A 20828-nucleotide genomic window follows, 5' to 3' on the forward strand; every position below is an offset into this window, starting at 1 on the left:
GCCTTCGCCGGTCAGTGCGGGGACAGGCCCATGTCCACCCCGGTCTTGTCGTGCAGCGCGAAGCGATCGATCAGGTCGGCGCTGGCACGGTTATAGCCGACGACTTCGACCACGCGTCCATCGCGCCGCAGCCGGGCGACGATCTTGTCGAGCGCGCCGACGCCCGAAATGTCCCAGAAATGCGCACCCGTCACATCGATGCGCACCTGACGCGCGGGGTCATCGGTGTGAAAGGCGCGGCTGAAGCGCTCGACCGAGGCGAAGAAGATCTCGCCCGTCACGCGGTAGATGGCGACGCTGCCGTCGGGCGACATGTCGCGTTCGACTGCGAACATCCGCTGCACCTTGCCCGCGAAGAAAATGCCGGAGAGCAGCACGCCCGCCGCCACGCCCAGCGACAGGTCGCGCGTGGCGACGACGACGACGACCGTGGTCAGCATCACCACCGACGAGGTGGGGGGATGCCGTCGCAGATTCGCGATCGAGTTCCAGCTGAAGGTGCCGATCGACACCATGATCATCACCGCGACGAGCGCAGGCATCGGCACCCGCCCGACCAGCGGCCCGAGTACCGCCAGCAGGAACAGCAGGAAGACCCCGGCGACAAAGGTCGACAGCCGCCCGCGCCCGCCCGAGGTGACGTTGATCACCGATTGGCCGATCATCGCGCAGCCGCCCATGCCGCCGAACAGCGCAGCGATGATGTTCGCGCCGCCTTGCCCCGCACATTCGCGGCGCTTGTTGCTGTCGGTATCGGTCATGTCGTCGACGATCTGCGCGGTCAGCAGTGATTCCAGAAGCCCGACCGCCGCCATCGTCAGCGAATAGGGCAGGATGATGCGCAGCGTATCCAGGGTCAGCGGCACCTGCGGTAGCGCAAAGCTGGGCAATCCTTCGGGCAGCTTGCCCATGTCGCCGACCGTGTGGACCGACAGGCCCAGCCCGATGCTGATCGTGCTTAGCACCAGGATCGCGACGAGCGGCGAGGGGATCGCCCTGGTGATCCGGGGAAAGCCATAGATGATGGCCAGGCCGCCCGCGACCATCGCATAGGTCTGCCACCCGACATGGGTCAGCTGCGGCAGCTGCGCCAGGAAGATCAGGATGGCGAGCGCGTTGACGAAGCCGGTGATGACCGACCGCGACACGAACTGCATCACCAGGTCGAGGCGGAGCAGCCCCGCCAGCATCTGGAACAGGCCCATCAGGATCGTCGCGGCGAACAGATATTCGACACCGTGCTCGCGGACCAGCGGCCCGACCAGCACCGCGACGGCGGCGGTCGCGGCGGAGACCATGCCGGGCCGTCCGCCGATCAGCGCGATGGTGATCGCGATCGCGACCGAGGCATAAAGGCCGACGCGCGGATCGACGCCCGCGATGATCGAAAAGCCGATCGCCTCGGGGATCAGCGCAAGCGCGACGACGATGCCGGCCAGCATGTCGGCCCGCGCAGCGGCGGCACCGGTAAACCATTGGCGGCGATAAACGGAGAAGTTGAAAGTCATTGAAAATCCACAACAGGGAACAGCACGCCGTGGGGCGTTTGAGGCGTTCGTGCATGTTGTTGTCCGGCGGATCGGCGGCCGGAATAGCCACCCGGAATTTCACCGGGTCCTTGCGAATGATGGTGCCCATAGGCGATTCCGACCGGGTGACGCAACCGCCGGGCGCCTTTTCCCACGGTTGACCTTCGCGGCGACGGGCGTCAGCATCATGTCCGACAAAAAGGGAGGATGGTCGATGGGAATTCGTGTCGCCGCCGGGCGGGCGCTGGCCGCCGCTGCGTTCTGTGCCACGCCGCTATTCGCGCAGCAGACAAGGCCCGTCACCATTACCGTCGATGCCGGGCGCACCACCGGAACATTGCCGCCGGTCTGGCGCTTCTTCGGCGCGGACGAGCCGAACTATGCGACGATGAAGGACGGGCGCAAGCTGCTGCTCGAACTCGGGAAGCTGCGGCCGGGCGGCGTCTATTTCCGAGCGCACAACCTGCTCAACACCGGCGACGGCACATCCGCTTTCAAATGGGGCAGCACCAACGTCTACACTGAGACGAAGGACGGCAAGCCCGTCTATGACTGGACGGGCGTCGACCGGATCATCGACACCTATCTGGCGCGCGGCGTGCGGCCCTATCTCCAGATCGGCTTCATGCCAGAGGCTTTGTCGACCGCGCCGCCGGGCACGCCGTACCAGCACAGCTGGCGGCCGGGCTTCGACTATGACGCGATCATCTCGGGTTGGGCCTATCCGCCCAAGGATTACGACAAGTGGCGCGAGCTGGTCTATCAATGGACCCGCCACAATGTCGAACGCTATGGCCGCGCCGAGGTCGAACGCTGGTATTTCGAGGTGTGGAACGAGGCGAACGGCGCCTATTGGAAGGCCTCGCCCGAAGAATTCTACAAGCTTCACGATTATGCCGTCGACGGCGTGCGCCGCGCCTTGCCCACCGCGCGGGTCGGCGGGCCGGATTCGGCGGGGGCGGGCGGCGCCTTCATGGACGGCTTCCTGCGCCATGTGACCAGCGGCACCAACTACGCCACCGGCCAGACCGGTACGCCGACCGACTTCCTCGCCTTCCATGCCAAGGGGCAGCCGAGCTTCGTCGATGGCCATGTCCGCATGGGCATCGCGACCCAGCTGAAGGAGGTTGATCGCGGCTTCGTGAAGGCGACCGCGATCCCCGCGCTCGCCACCAAGCCGGTGGTCATCGGCGAAAGCGATCCCGAAGGGTGCGCGGCCTGTCCCGGGCCTGAAAACGCCTATCGCAACGGCACCATGTACTCCAGCTACACGGCGGCGAGCTTCGCGCGGATCTGGGAACTGGCGGAGCGGCGGCATGTCAATCTGGAAGGCGTGCTGTCCTGGTCCTTCGAGTTCGAGAACCAGCCCTGGTTTGCGGGTTATCGGCAATTGGCGAGCAACGGCGTGCCCTCGGCGGTGCTCAACGTCTTTCGCCTGTTCGCCCAGCTTGGTCCCGACCGGCTGGCCGCGGTCAGCGATGCGCAGGTGCCGCTTGACATCGCGATGACGCAAGGGGTGCGGGGGGCCGCAGACATCGGCACCATCGCGACCCGGATGGCGGACGGACGCGTTGCGATCCTGGTCTGGCATTATCATGACGACGATGTGCCCGGCCCGGCGGCGGCGATCCAACTGTCGGTGGCCGGGTGGAAGGGCACTGTGCCGTCTTCGGCCAGGCTCTGGCGGGTCGATGGCGATCACGCCAATGCCTATGCCGCCTGGAAAGCGATGGGCGCGCCGCAATCCCCCGACCAGACGCAATATGCCGCACTGGAAAAGTCGGCGGAGATGCACCCCGAGACGTTGAACCTGACGCCAAAGGGAAGGGCCGTGACGGGAACGCTCGTCCTGCCGCGCCAGGGCGTGGCGCTGGTCGTGCTCGGCGGGCGTTGACCCGCGCGAGTTGATCGCGACGCTCGCCTTGCGTTAGCGCGTGCCCGGGAAATGGGGGGGGCATGGCGTTTTCGTCGCTGTTGCTGATCGTCGGCGCGTCGTTCATCCACGCGACGTGGAACCTGCTCGCCAAGCGTGCGGCGGCGGTCGGGCCGGTCTTCGTCTTCGCCTATAATCTCATCTCGGTCATCGGCTTGCACCCTGGGTGCTGTACCAATTGTCGCGGGGCAGCATCGGCTGGACGGCGACCGGCGTGGGTTTCGTACGGCTCAGTGGGCTGCTCCACCTCTGTTACAGCCTGTGTCTCCAGCGGGGTTATCCGGTCGCCGACCTGTCGATCGTCGATCCGGTCGCGCGCGGCACGTGGCCGATGCTGTCGACGATCGGCGTGCTGTTGATCGTGGGTGAGATGCCGACCGCGCGCGGGCTGCTGGGGCTGATCGCGGGAGTCATCGCGCTGGCCGGGGCCTGAGAGCCGGTCAGGGACGCCCCGCCCAATCCGTAGTGACACTAGCTTGAGCGGGGCGTCGAGGACGCGCGGAAGCTCGACCTCGCGGGCTCCGTACCCTGCTTTGCGACAAAAGGCTCCGTTTATCTGACGCACCGCACCATTTTTGACCGGAAACGCGACGGACCGAGGACCCGGTGTCACGTAAATGACGCCAAAACGTCATCAAAGTTTCTCCTAAACTGCATCTTGGCGTCATTTGAGCCGCCTAACGCCCGGTTCGGGATCGACAGGGGGACTCTTCGGAGTCGGTCGATCATCGGGCGGCCCTTCGCCCGATATGGCAACGATAAGATCGGGAGTTTTTCGGCGATGGCGAGCATCAAGCGCTTCGGCCTCATTCTCATGACCAGCTCGGCCTGTGCGGCCCTTTCCGCGTGTGGTGGTGCCGACAGCGTCGCGTCGCCGGGCGCAGGCAGCGTGGTGATCGTGCAGCCCCAGCCGACGCCGACCCCGTCGCCCACGCCCAGCCCGACCGCCAACATCACCCCCGCGCAGTTCGCCGCCGTGACGACCGTCAACGGCGTGTCGATCACTGCTGACGAGCAGCTGGCGATCGTGAACGCCGGGTCCAACAACAATGTCAACGGCACCGGTGCCGCGCTGAACGGCATCTATCCGACCAGCAGCACCTCGCTGGTGACCGCTGCCGATCCATCGATCATCAACGGCTTCTTCACCTCGACCAACTATGTCGGCGCGCTGAACGGTCCGTCGGATACCGCGTTCCAGGGCTGGACCTGCAACTCGACCTCGGCCGAATTCGGCGGCTCGGGCGCACGCTGCACCGCGGTTCCGTCGATCGGCACCTATTCGGCATCGACCTCGGTCTGCCCGACCGGCACCATCGATGACGGCACCGTCACGCCGAGCGGTGCGTCGGCACCCTCCTATCGCTTTTGCCGCATCGACAACACTGTCACGACCACCAAGGACGTGACACTGCCGAAGATCGCCGGTGTCGTGTACCGCCTGCGCGGCCAGACCGAAGTCGGCTCCGACCTGGGTTCGACCGGCGGCGCGGGTGTCACGCTGACCATCGCGCCGGGCGTCGTGATCGCGGCGGACTCGTCGGAGGCGACCAACGACCTGCTGCTCGTCAATCGCGGCTCGAAGATCTCGGCGGCTGGCACGCGCGACGCGCCGATCATCTTCACCTCGCAGCAGAATCTGGTCAACAACGGCGTGTCCGACGCGACCCAGGGCCAGTGGGGCGGTATCATCCTGCTCGGCCGCGCGCCGACCGCCGTCTGCGCCACCGGCACCGGCCCGAACAATGCGGGCGGCACCTCGACCACCTGCCAGCAGGCCATCGAGGGCGTGACCGGCCGCTTCTATGGCGGTGCGAACCAGGCCGACTCGTCGGGCCAGATGTCCTATGTCCAGATCCGCTATTCGGGTATCGCCATCTCGGACGGCAACGAGCTGCAGGGCCTGACGCTGGGCGGCACCGGTTCGGGCACGGTCCTGGATCACATCCAAAGCCACAACTCGGCCGATGACGGCATCGAGATCTTCGGCGGCACCACCAACCTGAAATATATCGCGATCACCGGTGCCGACGATGACGGCTTCGACATCGACAACGGCTATCGCGGCTTCATGCAGTTCCTGATCGCGGCGCAGCGCACGCTGGGCGCGACCGCCGACAGCTTCTCGACCGAAATCGACTCGAACAATGCCGAGGACCTGCTGCCGCGCACCTTCGGCCGCTATGCCAACTTCACCTTCGTGCAGACCGCCAACGCCCCGGCGGCGATCCGTCTGCGCGGTGGTGCGGACATGACCTTCATCAACGGCATCGTGAAGTCGACCCAGTCGGGCGTGGCTTGCGTCAACCTGATCGCCGGTGCCGGCACCGGTGCGGACCGCACCACGATCCGCGCCGCCAATGCCGACCTGCAGGATCAGGGGCCGCCGGTCTTCACCTCGGTCTATTTCAGCTGCAACGGCCGCTAAGGCCCCGCTGACCATGCGCCCGCTTCTGTCCGGGCGCTCTCGGCAGGCCGGGGTGGCGAATATCGCCGCCCCGGCTTTCCTCCATATCTGATACGGGAAGACCCGGCCATGCAGCGACGCCTCGCTTATGCCACGCTCCTTCTGCTGACCTCCCAGCTTGTCGCGCCCGCCCTGCTCGCGCAGACGGCGGGGGCACCGGCAGCCACCAGCACCACCGCGACCAGCCCCGACGGGCAGGCCACGCCACAGAGCCAGACCCCGACCGGCCAGGACGGCCAGTCGACCGAAGAGCCGGTCGAAATCTCCGCGCCGGGCGTCGATGCCTCGGCCAGCAACGAGATCGTCGTCGTCGGCCGCAACATCCCCAACACGATCCGCGCCACGCCGCAGATCGTCTCGGTCCTGTCCGCCGCCGATATCGCACGCACGGGCGAGGGCGATATCGCGGGCGCGCTGACCCGCGTCACCGGCCTGTCCGTCGTGGGCGGCGGCTTTGTCTATGTCCGGGGTCTGGGCGATCGTTACTCTTCGTCGCTGCTCAACGGTTCGCCGCTGCCCAGCCCGGAGCCGCTGCGCCGCTCGGTCCCGCTCGACATCTTCCCAACCACCATCGTCGGCTCGGCGCTGGTCCAGAAGACCTATTCGGTGAACTATCCGGGCGAGTTCGGCGGCGGCGTCATCAACCTGACGACCAAGGCGATCCCCAGCAAGAACTTCATCTCGGGCGGCGTCACGATCGCCGCCGATGACGCGACGACCAGCGAGCTGGGCTATACCTATGCGGGCGGCGATGCCGACTGGCTGGGCTTCGACGACGGCACGCGCGGCGTGCCGCAGTTCGTGCGCGACGTGCAGGCGGGCAAGGGTTCGGGCCTGGTGCTCGCCCCCGACGTCGCGCGGCTGTCCAACGCCTCGACCACGCTTCTCCAGCGCAACAATCATCTGCCCGCCAATTGGTCGGGTGAGCTGTCGGGCGGCTCGGTGTTCGATATCGGCAGCGATCGTCTCGGCGTGATCTCGTCGCTGTCGCTTTCCAATACCTTGCGCACCCGCTCGGCGATCCAGCAGGACTCGGTGTCGCCCGATGGCACGCTGCGCAACGATTACCGCACGCTGCTGACCGACAACCGCATCGTCGCCAACGCGCTGGTCGGGCTGGGCTATGAGTTCGGCAACAACACGGTGCGCTGGACCAATGTCTACATCCACGACACGCTGAAGCAGGGTCGCGGATCGGCGGCCGAGGTCTACAACAACGCCAGCGGCCTGCGTTTCCAGCAGAACACCAACTGGTTCGAGCGTCAGCTGATCGAAAGCCAGCTGGTCGGCGAATTCAAGCTGACCGACGCGCTGAAGTTCGACGCGCGCGGCGCCTTCGCCAACTCGAAGCGCAATGCGCCCTATGAGCGCCAGTTCGACTATCTCTGCTCCAACCGCACGACGACCGGGCTGCCGATCAGCTATGACGGTGCGAACGGCGCGGGCGGGTTCCAGTGCAACGGCGCGTATCAGGTGACGCAGCGCTTCACGCCGTTCGCCTCGATCATCTTTTCGGAATTGAACGAGAATCTGTGGACCGGCCAGGCCGACCTTTCCTACAAGATCGACAGTGATCGTCCGATCACGCTGAGCACCGGCTATTTCTATCAGGGCACGGACCGCTATTCGAGCCGTATCCAGTTCAACTACCAGACCAGCGACGGTGCGGGCACCGCGCCGGGCTTCCCCTATAATCTCTATCGCCCGGACTATCTGCTGAGCCCGGACGTCATCAACAACGCCTGTCCGCTTCGTGCGGAGCCGAAATGCACGCTCCAGCTGCAATTCTCGACCCAGGCGGGCGCCTATGCCTATGACGCCAAGCTCGACGTCCATGCGGGCTATGTCCAGGCCGAGGCGGAAGTGTTCGACGGCCTGCGCGCGGTGGCGGGCGTGCGGTATGAGAACGCGATCGAGACGGTGACGCCGGTGCTCAGCACGGGCACCCGGCTGAAGAACGATTATTTCCTGCCGGCGGGGACGCTGACCTGGAACTTCGCCGCCGATATGCAGCTACGGGCGAGCGGCGCCAAGACGATCTCGCGCCCGCAGTTCCGCGAACTGGCACCCCAGCAGTTCCGCGACCCGGACTCGGACCGCCTGTTCTTCGGTAACCCGAACCTGCGCGACAGCGAGCTGTGGAACCTCGAGGCGCGCTACGAATGGTTCTATGCGCGCGACCAGCGCTTCACGCTGGCGGGCTTCTACAAGCGGATCAAGAACCCGATCGAGCAGGTCGGCTTCTACACCGGCGCGGACGACCGGTTGCAGACGGGCTTCACCTATCTGCCCTCGGCGACGCTGTACGGTGCCGAAGTCGAGTTGCAGAAATATGTGCCGCTGGCGGGTCTGGGCGGCGACTTCTTCGCCACGCGCCGCCTCGTCGCGATCGCGAACTACACCTACACCAAGTCGAAGATCAAAGCCGACGCGACCTGCGTGCCCAACCCGGCGGTGGCGGCGGGTTCGCCCGGCCTGAACGGTTGCGCCTCGGGTTTCGGCCGGGCGCAGCTGCTGTTCCGTGACGGTGCGCCGCTGACGGGCCAGTCGGACCATCTCGTCAACCTGCAGCTGGGCATTGAGGATACGGCGGCGCTGTCGCAGGTGACGGTGCTGTTCAACTATGCCAGCAACCGCGTGACCAATCGCGGTCCGTCCTATCTGTCGGGCGACGGTTTCCAGCCCGATATCGTCGAAGTCCCCGGCATCCGTCTCGACATCGTGGCGCGCCAGGGCTTCGAGCTGATGGGCGGCAAGTTCGAGCTGAAGGCCGAAGCCCGCAACCTGACCCGTACGCGCTACAATGAACGGCAGGATTTCGGGAATGGCCGGTTCGTCTATCTGAACCGCTATAATCTGGGCCGCGTGTTCTCGCTGGGGCTCAGCACGACCTTCTGATCCGTTTTCAATTTAGAGAAAAGGCCGTCGTCCGGGTGATCCGGGCGTCGGCCTTTTTCCATCAGTGCGGGGCGTGGACGTCGACAGCGCCTAGCCCGAACAAATTTGCGGTTCGTCACCCCTGCCAAGGGCGTTCCCGATACCATTTGGTAATCACGTACTTCACCCCGGCTCGCACCTTCATTGCCTGGTGCAGGGTGGCCGGATTGGTCGAGCCGTCCGCGCGGCGGTTGCTCCAGGCCACCATCTTGCCGGGTTCGGGCTGGATCAGCTTGTCTACCACCTTGAACCGGGTCGCACCGCCAGCCTCGGGCGTGTTGAGGTACAGCATCACCGTCCAGGTCCGATTGCCCGACAGCGCGCAATATTGGTGATAGTCCAGCCCCTTGGGCTCGAAATAATCAGTATGCTGCTTGAATTCCTGCCCCACCGCATAGCGTTGGCCCTGGATCGGCTCGCCATATTCTGGGGACAGGCCGGTCAGCATCGCGATGCGGCGTTCGGTCTCGATTACTGCCGGATCGTCGGCGGGCAGGTCGCCGGTCTCGCTGGTGCGATAGGCGGCATCGCCATTGGAATCGGCGATGGTCGACGGGCGGCGGACCGCATCGATCCGCCTCATCAGCGCGGTGCAGATTTCGGGCGTCAGCACGTCGCGCTTTACGAACAGTGTCAGCTTGGGGCTGGGCAGTCGCTGCACGCCGGGCGTTGCGCTCAATCGAGTGATGATCGGCGTCGGATCAAGGCCATTGCCCAAAGTCGGCGGGGCGTCGGGGAAGGTGTTCATCGCGATATCCATGTGAAACCTGTATGACACCCATGTTTCGGGGCTTTGACGCAGGGCTGTAACATGCCATGCCTAGACGCTGAACATGCGGACGGGGTGGGTTTCATGCGGTTGAGGCTCGACGCGCGCGGACGTCGCTGGTTGCGACGGCTGCCGGTCGTGAATGTCTATTCGGTGGCCGAACTGGCGCTGATGGCGGTCCTCGCCGTTCAGGGCGCACGGCTGCTATGGGTGATCGTCACGCCCGTTGCGCCGCTGGGCGAGTGGCGGCCGCTGGCCCCCGCTATCGCCGGATCGCCCGCCGCCATCCTCGAAGGGTTCGATCCCTTTTTCCGTTTGCAGGGACAACAGGGCGCACCCGCCGCGGTGACCAACCTGCAACTCACTCTGTTCGGCACGCGGATCGACGAGGCGTCGGGGCGCGGCTCGGCGATCCTGGCCGGGCCGGACGGTGTGCAGCGCTCGGTGTCGGTGGGCGAGGAAATCCAGCCCGGCGTGCGGTTGAAGGCGGTTGCCTTCGACCATATCACCATCGATCGCGGCGGCGCGACCGAGGACCTGTATCTCGATCAATCCGATGCCCCTCCCGCGCCCGCCGGCGTTTCGGCACAGGGCGGTCAGCCTGCGCCGATGCCCGGATCGGTGCCGCCGCAAGGGGGCGTTCCTATCGCGCAGTTGCGCACCGATATCGGCTTCATCCCCCGTCTCGACGGCGGGCGTGTGTCGGGCCTCGTCGTCCGGCCGCAGGGCTCGGGCGCGGCGTTCCGGGCGGCGGGGCTGCGCGAGGGCGATATCGTCACCGCGCTCGGTGGCCGCCCGGTGACGGGCCCGGGCGACCTTGACCGTCTGGCGGCGGATTTCGCACAGGGCGGTTCTCTTTCCATCACGGTCGAGCGGGGCGATCAGACGCTGCCGCTCGCCCTTCAGATTGCGGCACCACGGCCATGAAGAAGCTCGTCCTCGGTTCGGTTCTGGCGCTGGCTTTGGCCGCAGGCGCGCACGCCCAGACCACGCTCAACGTCCGCGACGCCGATATCCGCGCCTTCATCGCCGATGCCGCAAAGGTGACGGGGCGTACCTTCATCATCGACAACCGGGTCAACGGCAAGGTGACGGTGGTGACCGACCGGCCGCTGTCCAAGTCCGAATATTTTGAGATTTTCCTGTCGACATTGCGCTCCAACGGATTGGTCGCGGTGCCGACCTCGGGCGGGGCGTTCCGGGTGCAGCCGGTCGACAACGCCGCGTCGCAGCCCAGCCGGATCGGCGCGGCGGGCGCGAACCGCAACGCCTATGTCACCGAGATCATCCGCCTGCGCGCGATCGACGCGCCCAGCGCGCTGGAGACGGTGCGCCCACTGGTCAGCGCGCAAGGATCGGTCACCGCCAATCGCGCGGGCAACACGCTCGTCGTGGTCGACTTTGCCGACAATATCCGCCGTATCCGCGAGGTGGTTCGCCGGATCGACGCCGACAATGCCTCGACCCGCGTCATCGCGCTGCGCAACGCAGGCGCGCGCGAGATCGCAACCGCGCTCCAGACGCTGGCGGGCGGTGGTGGCGGCGCGGGGCAGGGCGGGGCGGCCCCCGGCGGCACCGGCGTGTCGGTGGTCGCCATCGACAGCTCGAATTCCATCGCGTTGCGCGGCGATCCGTCGAGCGTCGCGCGCTTCGCCCAGATCGCGATCGACCTGGACAACAAGGCCAAGAGCGGCACCGAAATCCGCGTCGTCTTCCTCGAAAACGCCGATGCCGAGCAGCTTCTGCCGGTGCTCCAGCAGTTGGTCGGCCAGACACCCGATCCGGTGCAGGAAACCACCCTGTCGCGCGGCAGCTTCACCCAGACCAACAACCAGGCGGGATCGGCGGCGGGCACCTCGATCGCCCAGCGTATCCAGCCGGTCGCCCAGCCCCAGGCCTCGAACGCGCCGGGCGCCGGTGGCCAGAACGGACAGCCGCCCGCGATCAGCACGCAAGGCGGCCGGACGGCCGCGGTCGTCACCCGCTTCGTCGGGGCGAACGCCATCGTCATCGCCGGGCCCGCCGATATCCAGCGCCAGATCGGCGAGGTCATTCGCCAGCTCGACGTGCGCCGCGAGCAGGTGCTGATCGAGGCGATCGTCGCCGAAGTCTCCGACCAGACCGCCAAGCGGCTGGGCGCGCAATTCCTGCTCGGCAGCCTGTCGGGCGGTGCGTTCGCGGCGTCGACCTATGGCAACACCGCGCCGAACATCCTGCAGATTGCGGGCGCGGTCGGTGCGCAGACGCTGGGCGGCAACCGGACCGTCGTCGTCGCCCCCGACGGGACGCGCACCGAAACCAACGTGCCCAACCAGGCCTATAACCAGCTGACCCAGTCGGCGGTGCAGTCGATCCTGGGCACCACCGGCGGCTTTGCCGGGTGGGGCGGACAGATCGGCGACACGGTATTCGGCGCGATCATCAACGCGGTGAAGAGCGACACGACCTCGAACCTGCTCCAGGTCCCGCACATCATCACGCTGGACAATCAGCAGGCGCACAGCCTGGTCGGCCAGGAAATCCCGGTGACGACCGGCCAGGCATTGTCGAACAATTTCGACAATGCCTTCCGCACGGTGCAGCGCCAGAATGTCGGCATCCAGCTGGACGTGAAGCCGCAGGTCAATGCGGGCGGCTCTCTGAAACTATATGTGCGCCTGGAAGTCAGCTCGATCGCAGGACCCGTGTCGAGCAACAATAGCGAGCTGATCCTGAACAAGCGCGCGTTCGAGAATGTCTTCACCCCCGATGACGGCCAGATCACCGTCATCGGCGGCCTGCTCGACGATAACGAGCGCCGCACGATCGAGAAGATTCCGCTGCTCGGTGACATTCCGGGTCTGGGCGCGCTGTTCCGCTCCAAGGCGCGCAGCCGGTCGAAGACGAACCTGATGGTCTTCATCCGCCCGACGATCCTGCGCACGCCCGAGGACAGCCGCCGCGTCACCGAGCAGCGTTACGGCTATCTCCGCCAGCTTCAGGGCTATGCCCAGCCCGGCGTCGAGCCGTCGATCGACGAACTGGTCCGCGACTATATGAACGCCGCGCCGCCGATCCCGCACGCGCCGATGCCCGGCAATATCGAGGACCCGCGCATTGCGGTGCCCGTCGCCAAGCCGGTCGAACCGATCAAGCGCCGTGACTGACGCACGCGAACCCCTCCCCACGGGCGACACGGTCCCTCTGCCACTGGGCACGCCCCTCCCGCAGGCGGGAGCGGATGGGGGAGGGCACCCCGCTCTCCCGCTCCCCCCGCCCGACGAAACGCCCGAGACGCTGGAACTGGTCGCGCCGCTGACCATTCCTTACGCCTATGCACGCAAGTTCGGCACGGTCGTCCACACCGCCGATCCGCTGACCATCGCCTTGCGCGAAAGCGCGGACCCGCGCGCCTTGATCGAGCTGCGCCGCCATATCGGCCGTCCCTTCGCCATCACCCGTGTCGAGGCGCCCGCCTTCGATCGGCTGCTGTCCGATGCCTATGCCATGGACGGACAGGCGACCGCGATCGCGGCGGTGGGCATGGGCGACGAACTGGACATGCTGGCGGACGGCATCCCGACCGCCGAGGATCTGCTCGACACCGCCGACGACGCGCCCGCCATCCGCCTGATCAACGGCATCATCGCCGACGCCGCGCGCAACGGCGTGTCGGACATCCATATCGAGCCTTATGAGACCGGCCTCGTCGTCCGCATGCGGATCGACGGCGTGCTGCGCGAGACGCTGCGCATGCCGCCGCATGTCGCGCCGGTGGTGGTCAGCCGCATCAAGGTCATGGCGCGACTCGACATCGCCGAGCGGCGGGTGCCGCAGGACGGGCGCATGGCGCTGACGCTGGGCGGCAAGCTGCTCGACGTGCGTGTCTCGACCCTGCCCAGCCGGGCGGGGGAGCGCGTGGTGCTGCGTATCCTCGACAAGGAGAATGCGGGCATAGACCTCGACGCGCTGGGCATGAACCCCGCGATGTACGCGCTGCTGCGCGAGGCGCTGAGCGAGCCCAACGGCATCATCCTGGTCACCGGGCCGACCGGATCGGGCAAGACGACCAGCCTGTACGCCGCACTGCGCCTGCTGAACGATGGCAGCCGTAACATCCTGACCGTCGAGGACCCGGTCGAATATGCGGTCGAGGGCGTGGGGCAGACCCAGGTCAATGCCAAGGTCGGCCTGACCTTCGCGGCGGGCCTGCGCGCGATCCTGCGCCAGGACCCGGATGTGGTGATGGTCGGCGAAATCCGCGACCGTGAGACCGCCGAGATCGCGGTGCAGGCCTCGCTGACCGGGCATCTCGTGCTGTCGACGGTGCACACCAACGATGCGGTCGGCGCGATTACCCGGATGCGCGACATGAAGGTCGAGCCGTTCCTGCTCGCCTCGACATTGCGCGCCGTCATCGCGCAGCGGCTGGTGCGCAGGCTGTGCCCGGCGTGCAAGCGGCCGGTCAAGGCCAAGCATACGGTGGCGCCGCTGCTCGGTATCGAGAACAAGGCGATCGTGTACGAGGCGGTCGGCTGTCCCCAGTGCAACGGCACCGGCTATAAGGGCCGGACCGGCGTCTATGAGGCGGTCCGCGTCGACGACACGATCCGGCGGCTGATCAACGACGGCGGTGATGAACAGGCGATCGCCGCCCACGCCTTTGCCCGGCAACAGCCGCTGGCGGCGGCGGCGCGGACGCTGGTGCTGGACGGCGTGACCACGGCGGAGGAAGCCATCCGCGTATCCCGCCGCGATTCCGACGCGGGATGAGTGGAGTGCGCGCTCTCCTCAAATACCGTACCTCCCCGGCGAAGGCCGGGGTCCAGTTGCTGTGCGCCGTGAATTCAAGTTCACGCGAAGCCGCGAAGCCGCGAAGAGAGATTGGGTTCGCGCAGAGGCGCAGAGAACGCAGAGAGACTGTCCCTTCCGCGCAAGCGGCCTTCCTATCTCGGCCGATTGGAAAAGCTGTGCGCTGCCGCGCACGAGACTTCTCTGCGCCCTCCGCGCCTCTGCGCGAACATGCCCTTCTTCGCGGCTTCGCGGCTTCGCGTGGGATAAGATTTCGATCTGAAACATTGCGTCCGCGCTGTCACCGCAACTGGACCCTGGCCTCCGCCGGGGTGGGGTCCGTTGATGAGGTACCGCACTGACATGGCCGGATTCGACTATGTCGCGATCGATACCAAGGGCGCGGAGAAGCGAGGATTCATCCCGGCCGAGACTAGCGATGCCGCGCGCGCCGCGCTGGAGAAGCAGCGGCTTTATGTCGTCTCGATCAAGCCGGGCAGCGGCGATACCGCCGAGCGGCGTCCGCTCTTCGGGCTGAAGCTCGGCCGTGCGCGCATGTCGGTCAAGCAGCTGACCTTGTTCACCCGCCAGCTCGCCACGCTCAACCGCGTCTCGCCGCTGGAGGAGTCTCTGCGCACCATCACCCGCCAGACCGAACAGGAGCGGGTGCGCGCGATCGTCGCGACGGTGCATCAGGGCGTCACCGAAGGCCGCCGTCTGGCCGATGCCATGGCGCGCGAGCCCAAGAGCTTCCCCCCCCTCTACCGCGCGATGGTCGCGGCGGGGGAGAGCTCGGGCACGTTGCCGACCATCCTAGACCGGCTGGCGGCCTTGCTCGAACGGCAGGCGGAGATTCGCGGCAAGCTGATCACCGCGCTGGCCTATCCGACGATCCTGGCCGTGGTGGCGATGGGCGTCGTCACCGCGTTGATGATGTTCGTCGTGCCGCAGGTGGTCGAGCAGTTCGATACGGTCGGGCAGGAGCTGCCCTTCCTGACGCGCATGGTCATCACCGTGTCGGACCTGCTGGTCGGCTGGTGGTGGCTGATGGCGGCGATCGTCCTTGTCGGCGGCGTGGGCTTCTGGCGTGCGCTGAAGGTGCCCGCGATCCGGCTGTCTTTCGATACCTGGCTGCTGAAGCTGCCGCTGCTCGGCCGGTTGCTGCGCGACCTGCATGCGGCGCGGATGGCGCGCACGCTGGGGACGATGGTGGCCAGCCGGTTGCCGCTGCTCGAAGGGCTGACGCTGACCGCGGGGACGATCCACAATCGTCGCCTGCGCGTCGCCTCCGACGCTATCGTCGATGCGATCCGGAGCGGCGGCAGCCTGTCGGCGGCGATGCGACGGGCGGGGGTCTTTCCGCCGCTGCTCACCTATCTGGCCGCCAGCGGCGAGGCGGCCGGGCGGCTGGACGAGATGCTGGAGCGCGCCGCCGACTATCTGGAGCGCGAGTTCGACCGCTTCACCGCCACCGCGCTGTCGCTGCTGGAGCCAGCGATCATCGTCGTGATGGGCGGCGTGGTCGCGACGATCGTGCTATCCATCCTGCTGCCGATCCTCCAGCTCAACACGCTGGCCGGACAATAAGTCGAGAGGACATGTTGATGCGTACCCCCACCCACCGGCGAATCCGCCGCAAGCGTCCGGCCAATGGCTTCACGCTCGTCGAACTCATGGTCGTCATCGTCATCATCGGCCTGCTGGCGACGATCGTCGCGCTGAACGTGCTGCCCTCGGGCGACACCGCCAAGATTCAGAAGGCCAAGGCCGATATCGCGAACATCGAAACCGGGCTGGAGATGTACAAGCTCCAGAACCTGACCTTTCCGACCACCTCGCAGGGGTTGCAGGCGCTGGTGTCGATGCCCGCCGGGCTGGCCGATCCGTCGCGCTATCAGAAGGGTGGTTACCTGAAGAAGCTGCCCGACGATCCCTGGGGCCGCCCCTATCTCTATGCCGCGCCGGGCCAGCATGGCGAGGCCGATGTCTGGACCTACGGCGCCGACGGCAAGGAAGGCGGCGAGGGGATCAACGCCGATATCGGCAATTGGGATAAGTGAGCGCGACAGCCCGCCTGGATGCCGGGAGCGGCGGCGGGCGGGGCCTGCCTGATCGGACGATCCCGGCCGCGGCTCGGGCGGAGCGGGGCTTTACCCTCGTCGAACTGATGATCGTCATCACCGTCATCGGCCTGGCCTCCGCTGTGGCGGTGCTGTCGCTGCCCGACCGGCGGGGTCGGGTGACCGACGAAGCGTTGAAATTCGCCGCCCGTGTCCGCGCCGCGCATGACGTGGCGGTGGTCGAGGCGTCGCCGGTCAGCATCTGGGTGACGCGAGGCGGTTATGGCTTTGACCGGCGGGCCGACGGTGCGTGGACGCCGATGACCGCGAAGCCCTTGCGCGTCGCCCAATGGGAAGACGGGACGCAGGCGGGCATTCCCGACGCCAGCGGGCGGGTGCGCGTGACCTTCGACGTGACCGGGCTGGCCGACCGCCCGCTCGAACTCCGCCTGACGCGCGACCGGGCGAGCAGCATCGTGCGGATCGGCGCGGATGGTTCGGTGCGCGTCGATGGGTGAGGGCGCCCCCACTCCTCCCCGGCAAGGGGAGGTGTCGCGGCGAAGCCGTGACGGAGGGGGGCTTCCTCAAAGGCAGTCCTGTGTGGAAGCCTCCCTCCACCATCCTGCGGATGGCCCCCCTCCCCGTGCCGGGGAGGACGGCTTCACCCTGATCGAGATCATGGTCGCGCTCGCCGTGTTCAGCCTGGCGGCGATGGCGCTCGTGCGGCTGGAGAGTGCCACGATCCGGGGGGCGTCGATCCTCGACGAGACCGTCGTCGCCCAGATGGTCGCGCGCAACATCGCCATCTCCGCCGTGACCGACCCGCAAGCCCCCGCGCTGGGCCGTACGACGGGCGCGGAGGTGAATGGCGGTCGCAGCTGGAAATGGACGCGGATCGTTAGCGGCACGGGCGACGTGCGGGTGGTGCGGATCGACGTCGCGGTGACCAATGCCGGTGGAAGCGTCGTCGGCCGGATGACGATGGTTCGCCCGCCCATGGCCGCGCCGCCGGTCGGGGTGGTAGCGTCGTGATGTCGCGCTCACGCATCCTCCTGTTCCCCGGCGAAGGCCGGGGCCCAGTCTCGGTGAGGCCCGATGGAGAAGGCGAACGTCGCGGCGCGCCTTCTACTGCACGGCAACGGGGCCCCGGCCTTCGCCGGGGGACGGACGGCCAAGATGGCTTCACCCTGGTCGAAGTCATGGTGGCGCTGCTCATCTTCGCGATGCTCGCCGCCGCGGCCGTGGCGATCCTGTCGATGAGCGTGCGGGCCCAGGCGGTGACCGGGCAGAAGCTCGACGCCATGGCGGCGGTCAGCCGGACGACCGCGATCCTGTCCGCCGATCTGGCGCAGGCGGTCAATCGCCCGACCCGCGACGAAGGCGGGGTGCAGACACCCGCCATGGTCGCCGGGCCCGATGCGATGCGTCTCGTCCGTGCCGGGTGGAGCAATCTGGACAATGCGCAGCGGCCCTCGCTGCAAAAGGTCGCCTATCGCCTGAACGGGGATGCGCTGGAGCGGGTCGCGTGGCCGCTGCTCGACGGAGCCGCGCCGATGGAACCGGCGGTGCTGATGGACCATGTCCGCGAACTGCATCTGCGCTATCGCTTCAATGGAGCTTGGCTCGACCAGTGGCAGGGCCAGCCCGGCGTCGCACTGCCCCAGGCGGCCGAGGTGACGATCGTGCGCGACGATGGCATGATCTTTCGCCAGCTGTTCCTGGTCGGCACCGGCTATATCGACGACAACAACATGACCCCGTCGAACCTGACACCCGGCGCGACGCCCACGCCTTCGCCGACACCCAATGGCTAAAGCGGTCCGCCGATCCGAGCGCGGCGCGGCGCTCCTCACCGTCCTGATCCTGGTCGCGGTGATCGCCGTACTGGCCGCGACGGCGCTGGAAAAGCTGCGCCTGTCGACCCGGTTGGGGGGCAATGCGGTCGCGATTGAACAGGCGCGCGGCTATGCCTATGCTGCCGAGGCGCTGGCGATCATCCGCATCGGTGATTTGCTCGAACGCTCGCAGGGCAAGGTGTCGCTGCTCGGCGGGTGGAGCGACCGGCCCTTCGCGCTGCCGCTGGGCGACGGGGCGGCCGGGGGCAGCGCGGTGGCGCGGGTGACCGATGGCGGCAACTGCTTTAACCTGAATGGCCTGGCGCAGAGCTTGCCGGGCCAGCCGGGCCAGCCGGCGGTCCTGATCGGCAATGCGGTCGAGGTCGCGCATTTCGCCAAACTGATGCGGCTGCTCGGCATCCCCGGCCAGGTCGCCGAACAGGTCGCCACCGCCACCTCCGACTGGATCGACAGCGACCCCAATCCGCAAGGCGGCGGTGCGGAGGACCCGCTCTATCTCGCACGCGATCCGCCCTATCGGACCGGCGGCGCGCTGATGGCGGATGTCAGCGAACTGCGGATGGTGAATGGCGTCACGCCCGAACTCTATGCACAACTGCGCCCCTGGGTCTGCACCCTGCCGGAGGCGAAGCCGACCATGGTGAACATCAACACGCTGGCCCCCGAACAGGCCCCGCTGGTCGCCATGGCGCAGGTCGATACCATTTCGCCTGCAAGCATATCGCAGGCCCTTTTGCGCCGCCCGCCGCAAGGCTATGCGGACGTCAGCGCCTTCTGGGCGCAAGTGTCGGGGGCGAGCGGGGGCGGCAACGTGGCGACGACGACGCGCTGGTTCAATCTGCGCATCGACGTCGGCGTGGGCGGCATCGGGGTGCAGGAGCGCGCACTGGTCGATGCGACCCGGCAGCTGCCGCGCCTGGTGGCACGGATTTGGGGGGAAGAGTGATGAGTGCGACCAACCTCCTGTTTCTGCCGCCGGGCGAGGGCGGCGACTATCGCTGGATGCGGATCGAGGATTCGCGCGTCGCGGCGGCGGGCGAGGGCCTGCCGCAGGGGGACGGCGACGTCATCGCGGTCGCGCCCGCCGATGCGGTGTCGCTGCACTGGGCCGAGATTCCTGCCCGCTCGACCGCGCAGGCCGCCGCGGCCGCGCGCCTGCTGGCGGCCGAGGTGAGTGCGGCGCCGATGGACGAATTGCACGTCGCGGTCGGCGAGGATGATGCGGGCAGCCGCGCCATCGGCATCGTCAATCGCGGCGCGATGGCGGGCTGGCTCGCACGGCTGGGCGAGGCCGGGGTCGATCCGGTCGCGGTGGTGCCCGCGCCGCTGCTGCTGCCGCGTCCCGACGAGGGCTATGTGCGCGGCGACCTGGCCGGGCAGGGCGTGGTACGTGGACGCGCCTCGGGCTTTGCCGACGAGCCGGGCTTTACCGAGATCGTTGCGGGCGAGGAGCCGCTCGCCGATCTCGACGCCGATGGGATCGAGGCGGCGCTGGGCGTGGCGGCGGCGAGCCCGGCACTCGACCTGCGCCAGGGTGTGTTCGCGCGGCGGCGCGGGTTCGTAATCGACTGGCGGCTGGTGCGGCGGCTTGCCTGGCTGGGCCTGGCCATCGTCGTTGCGACGCTGGCGATCGATTTCGTCCGGCTCACCAAATACAGCTTCGCCGCCGATGCGACCGAGGCGAAGATCGACCAGATCGCCCGCACCGCCCTGCCGCGTGGCGAGACCTTGGTCGATGCCGACCGCCAGCTGACCGAGCGGCTGTCGGCGGTACGCGGGCCGGGCCAGGGGTTCAGCCGGACGGCGGCGGCGGTGTTCGCCGCCGTGCGCGCGGTGCCGGGCACCGAGCTGACCGCGCTCGACTTCCAGCCCAATGGCGACATCCGGCTGGGCGTCGCGGTCGACCGCGAGGCGCTGGCCACCGACCTGAAGCGCGCGATCGAGGCGGAGGGCTTTACCGTCCAGCCCAGCACCTTCGTTGCGGCGAACGGCCGGATCACGGGAGAATTCACGGTGCGCGCACGATGAAGGCGCTGAAACTCTGGTTCGATGGCCGCTCCCTTCGCGAGAAGCGGCTGCTGCTGGTGATGGGCGCGCTACTGGTCGTGACGCTCCTTTGGGGCGGCCTGTTGCGCCCGCTGGGTGACGGCCTGTCGAGCGCGCGTGAACGCCATGCCGATGCGGTGATCCGGTTGGGCGAGGCGCAGGCCATCGCCGCCGAGCTGAACCAGCGTCGCCGCCGCCCGCCCGCGCTTGCGGGAACGCTAGCCGATACGGTGCGTGTCTCGGCGGAGCAGGCGGGCTTCACCCTGTCCGCCCTGACCGAGGACGGCCCCGGCCGGGTGCGCGCGCAGATCGCCTCGGCCCGGCCCGCCGCCCTGACTCCGTGGCTCGCCCGGCTGGAGCGTGGCGGCGTGCTGGTCGAGCAGGCGACGCTGACCGACAATGGCGACAAGACGGTGGGCGTTGCGCTTCTCCTGCGGACGCGGGTGTCCTGATGCGGTTGC

The 20828-nt window shown here is 67.6% G+C and carries 17 protein-coding genes and 1 other annotated feature; of the genes, 15 read left to right on the forward strand and 2 right to left on the reverse strand.

Features of this window, described 5'->3' with window-relative positions; genetic code table 11:
- Positions 1-11: 11 nt before the first annotated feature.
- Positions 12-1508 carry a SulP family inorganic anion transporter gene (locus SB4_RS07540; protein ID WP_058752082.1) on the reverse strand — a complete coding sequence of 499 codons (1497 nt, stop codon included), beginning with the start codon at positions 1506-1508 and terminating at the stop codon, positions 12-14.
- Positions 1509-1565: 57 nt separating this feature from the next.
- Positions 1566-1621 (reverse strand) — a sequence feature (sul1 is cis-regulatory element that is thought to sense ions involved in sulfur or methionine metabolism; They are found in Alphaproteobacteria).
- A 122-nt stretch (positions 1622-1743) separates the two neighbouring features.
- Here SB4_RS07540 and SB4_RS07545 point away from each other — a divergent pair.
- The 4 genes from SB4_RS07545 (at position 1744) to SB4_RS07560 (ending at position 8827) form a co-directional block, all read left to right on the forward strand.
- On the forward strand, positions 1744-3423 hold the full coding sequence (locus tag SB4_RS07545; protein WP_058752133.1) for a GH39 family glycosyl hydrolase: 1680 nt from the start codon (positions 1744-1746) through the stop codon (positions 3421-3423).
- A gap of 205 nt (positions 3424-3628) precedes the next feature.
- Positions 3629-3895: a hypothetical protein gene (locus tag SB4_RS07550; protein WP_153006127.1), complete on the forward strand. Its 267-nt coding sequence runs from the start codon at positions 3629-3631 to the stop codon at positions 3893-3895.
- Between the two features lie 348 nt (positions 3896-4243).
- Positions 4244-5890 carry a hypothetical protein gene (locus SB4_RS07555; RefSeq protein WP_058752084.1) on the forward strand — a complete coding sequence of 549 codons (1647 nt, stop codon included), beginning with the start codon at positions 4244-4246 and terminating at the stop codon, positions 5888-5890.
- A gap of 108 nt (positions 5891-5998) precedes the next feature.
- On the forward strand, positions 5999-8827 hold the full coding sequence (locus tag SB4_RS07560; RefSeq protein WP_058752085.1) for a TonB-dependent receptor domain-containing protein: 2829 nt from the start codon (positions 5999-6001) through the stop codon (positions 8825-8827).
- 115 nt (positions 8828-8942) lie between these two features.
- Here SB4_RS07560 and SB4_RS07565 read toward each other — a convergent pair whose 3' ends face one another.
- Entirely contained in the window at positions 8943-9614 is a 672-nt protein-coding gene (locus SB4_RS07565) for a prolyl hydroxylase family protein (RefSeq protein WP_058752134.1), read from the reverse strand.
- A gap of 105 nt (positions 9615-9719) precedes the next feature.
- Here SB4_RS07565 and SB4_RS07570 point away from each other — a divergent pair, with 105 nt between their 5' ends.
- From SB4_RS07570 to gspM, 11 genes are all read left to right on the forward strand, one after another.
- Positions 9720-10562 carry a type II secretion system protein N gene (locus SB4_RS07570; RefSeq protein WP_058752135.1) on the forward strand — a complete coding sequence of 281 codons (843 nt, stop codon included), beginning with the start codon at positions 9720-9722 and terminating at the stop codon, positions 10560-10562.
- The gene (gene gspD, locus SB4_RS07575; protein ID WP_058752086.1) at positions 10559-12781 is read left to right on the forward strand and encodes a type II secretion system secretin GspD; all 2223 of its coding nucleotides are present in this window, start codon (positions 10559-10561) and stop codon (positions 12779-12781) included. Before SB4_RS07570 ends, gspD begins: the two co-directional genes overlap by 4 nt.
- A 154-nt stretch (positions 12782-12935) precedes the next feature.
- Positions 12936-14387 (forward strand): type II secretion system ATPase GspE, encoded by a 1452-nt coding sequence (gene gspE / locus SB4_RS07580; protein ID WP_420893886.1) that lies wholly within the window; start codon positions 12936-12938, stop codon positions 14385-14387.
- A 381-nt stretch (positions 14388-14768) separates the two neighbouring features.
- A complete protein-coding gene (gene gspF, locus SB4_RS07585) occupies positions 14769-15992 on the forward strand; it encodes a type II secretion system inner membrane protein GspF (RefSeq protein ID WP_058752087.1) in 1224 nt (407 codons plus the stop codon).
- 17 nt (positions 15993-16009) lie between these two features.
- Positions 16010-16465 carry a type II secretion system major pseudopilin GspG gene (gspG, locus tag SB4_RS07590; RefSeq protein WP_082670058.1) on the forward strand — a complete coding sequence of 152 codons (456 nt, stop codon included), beginning with the start codon at positions 16010-16012 and terminating at the stop codon, positions 16463-16465.
- Positions 16462-16983 (forward strand): GspH/FimT family pseudopilin, encoded by a 522-nt coding sequence (locus tag SB4_RS07595; protein ID WP_082670050.1) that lies wholly within the window; start codon positions 16462-16464, stop codon positions 16981-16983. The genes gspG and SB4_RS07595 overlap by 4 nt, the downstream gene beginning before the upstream one ends.
- 82 nt (positions 16984-17065) lie before the next feature.
- Positions 17066-17497 (forward strand): type II secretion system minor pseudopilin GspI, encoded by a 432-nt coding sequence (gene gspI / locus SB4_RS07600; RefSeq protein ID WP_082670051.1) that lies wholly within the window; start codon positions 17066-17068, stop codon positions 17495-17497.
- Between the two features lie 53 nt (positions 17498-17550).
- Entirely contained in the window at positions 17551-18279 is a 729-nt protein-coding gene (gspJ, locus tag SB4_RS07605; protein ID WP_241488529.1) for a type II secretion system minor pseudopilin GspJ, read from the forward strand.
- Positions 18272-19267, forward strand: a complete 996-nt coding sequence (gene gspK, locus SB4_RS07610; protein WP_058752090.1) for a type II secretion system minor pseudopilin GspK — start codon at positions 18272-18274, stop codon at positions 19265-19267. Before gspJ ends, gspK begins: the two co-directional genes overlap by 8 nt.
- Positions 19267-20349: a type II secretion system protein GspL gene (gene gspL, locus SB4_RS07615; RefSeq protein ID WP_058752091.1), complete on the forward strand. Its 1083-nt coding sequence runs from the start codon at positions 19267-19269 to the stop codon at positions 20347-20349. Before gspK ends, gspL begins: the two co-directional genes overlap by 1 nt.
- Positions 20346-20819, forward strand: a complete 474-nt coding sequence (gene gspM, locus SB4_RS07620; RefSeq protein WP_058752092.1) for a type II secretion system protein GspM — start codon at positions 20346-20348, stop codon at positions 20817-20819. Before gspL ends, gspM begins: the two co-directional genes overlap by 4 nt.
- Positions 20820-20828 lie beyond the last annotated feature (9 nt).

Origin of the sequence: Sphingomonas sanguinis, from assembly GCF_001476905.1 — a bacterium.
GTDB lineage: Bacteria > Pseudomonadota > Alphaproteobacteria > Sphingomonadales > Sphingomonadaceae > Sphingomonas > Sphingomonas sanguinis_B.

Coding starts and splice junctions, on each gene's coding strand:
- gspM (WP_058752092.1), top strand. CDS start 20,346: ATGAAGGCGCTGAAACTCTGGTTCGATGGCCGCTCCCTTCGCGAGAAG.
- SB4_RS07570 (WP_058752135.1), top strand. CDS start 9,720: ATGCGGTTGAGGCTCGACGCGCGCGGACGTCGCTGGTTGCGACGGCTG.
- gspF (WP_058752087.1), top strand. CDS start 14,769: ATGGCCGGATTCGACTATGTCGCGATCGATACCAAGGGCGCGGAGAAG.
- SB4_RS07555 (WP_058752084.1), top strand. CDS start 4,244: ATGGCGAGCATCAAGCGCTTCGGCCTCATTCTCATGACCAGCTCGGCC.
- gspD (WP_058752086.1), top strand. CDS start 10,559: ATGAAGAAGCTCGTCCTCGGTTCGGTTCTGGCGCTGGCTTTGGCCGCA.
- SB4_RS07540 (WP_058752082.1), bottom strand. CDS start 1,508: ATGACTTTCAACTTCTCCGTTTATCGCCGCCAATGGTTTACCGGTGCC.
- gspL (WP_058752091.1), top strand. CDS start 19,267: ATGAGTGCGACCAACCTCCTGTTTCTGCCGCCGGGCGAGGGCGGCGAC.
- gspK (WP_058752090.1), top strand. CDS start 18,272: ATGGCTAAAGCGGTCCGCCGATCCGAGCGCGGCGCGGCGCTCCTCACC.
- SB4_RS07560 (WP_058752085.1), top strand. CDS start 5,999: ATGCAGCGACGCCTCGCTTATGCCACGCTCCTTCTGCTGACCTCCCAG.
- SB4_RS07545 (WP_058752133.1), top strand. CDS start 1,744: ATGGGAATTCGTGTCGCCGCCGGGCGGGCGCTGGCCGCCGCTGCGTTC.
- SB4_RS07565 (WP_058752134.1), bottom strand. CDS start 9,614: ATGAACACCTTCCCCGACGCCCCGCCGACTTTGGGCAATGGCCTTGAT.
- gspG (WP_082670058.1), top strand. CDS start 16,010: ATGCGTACCCCCACCCACCGGCGAATCCGCCGCAAGCGTCCGGCCAAT.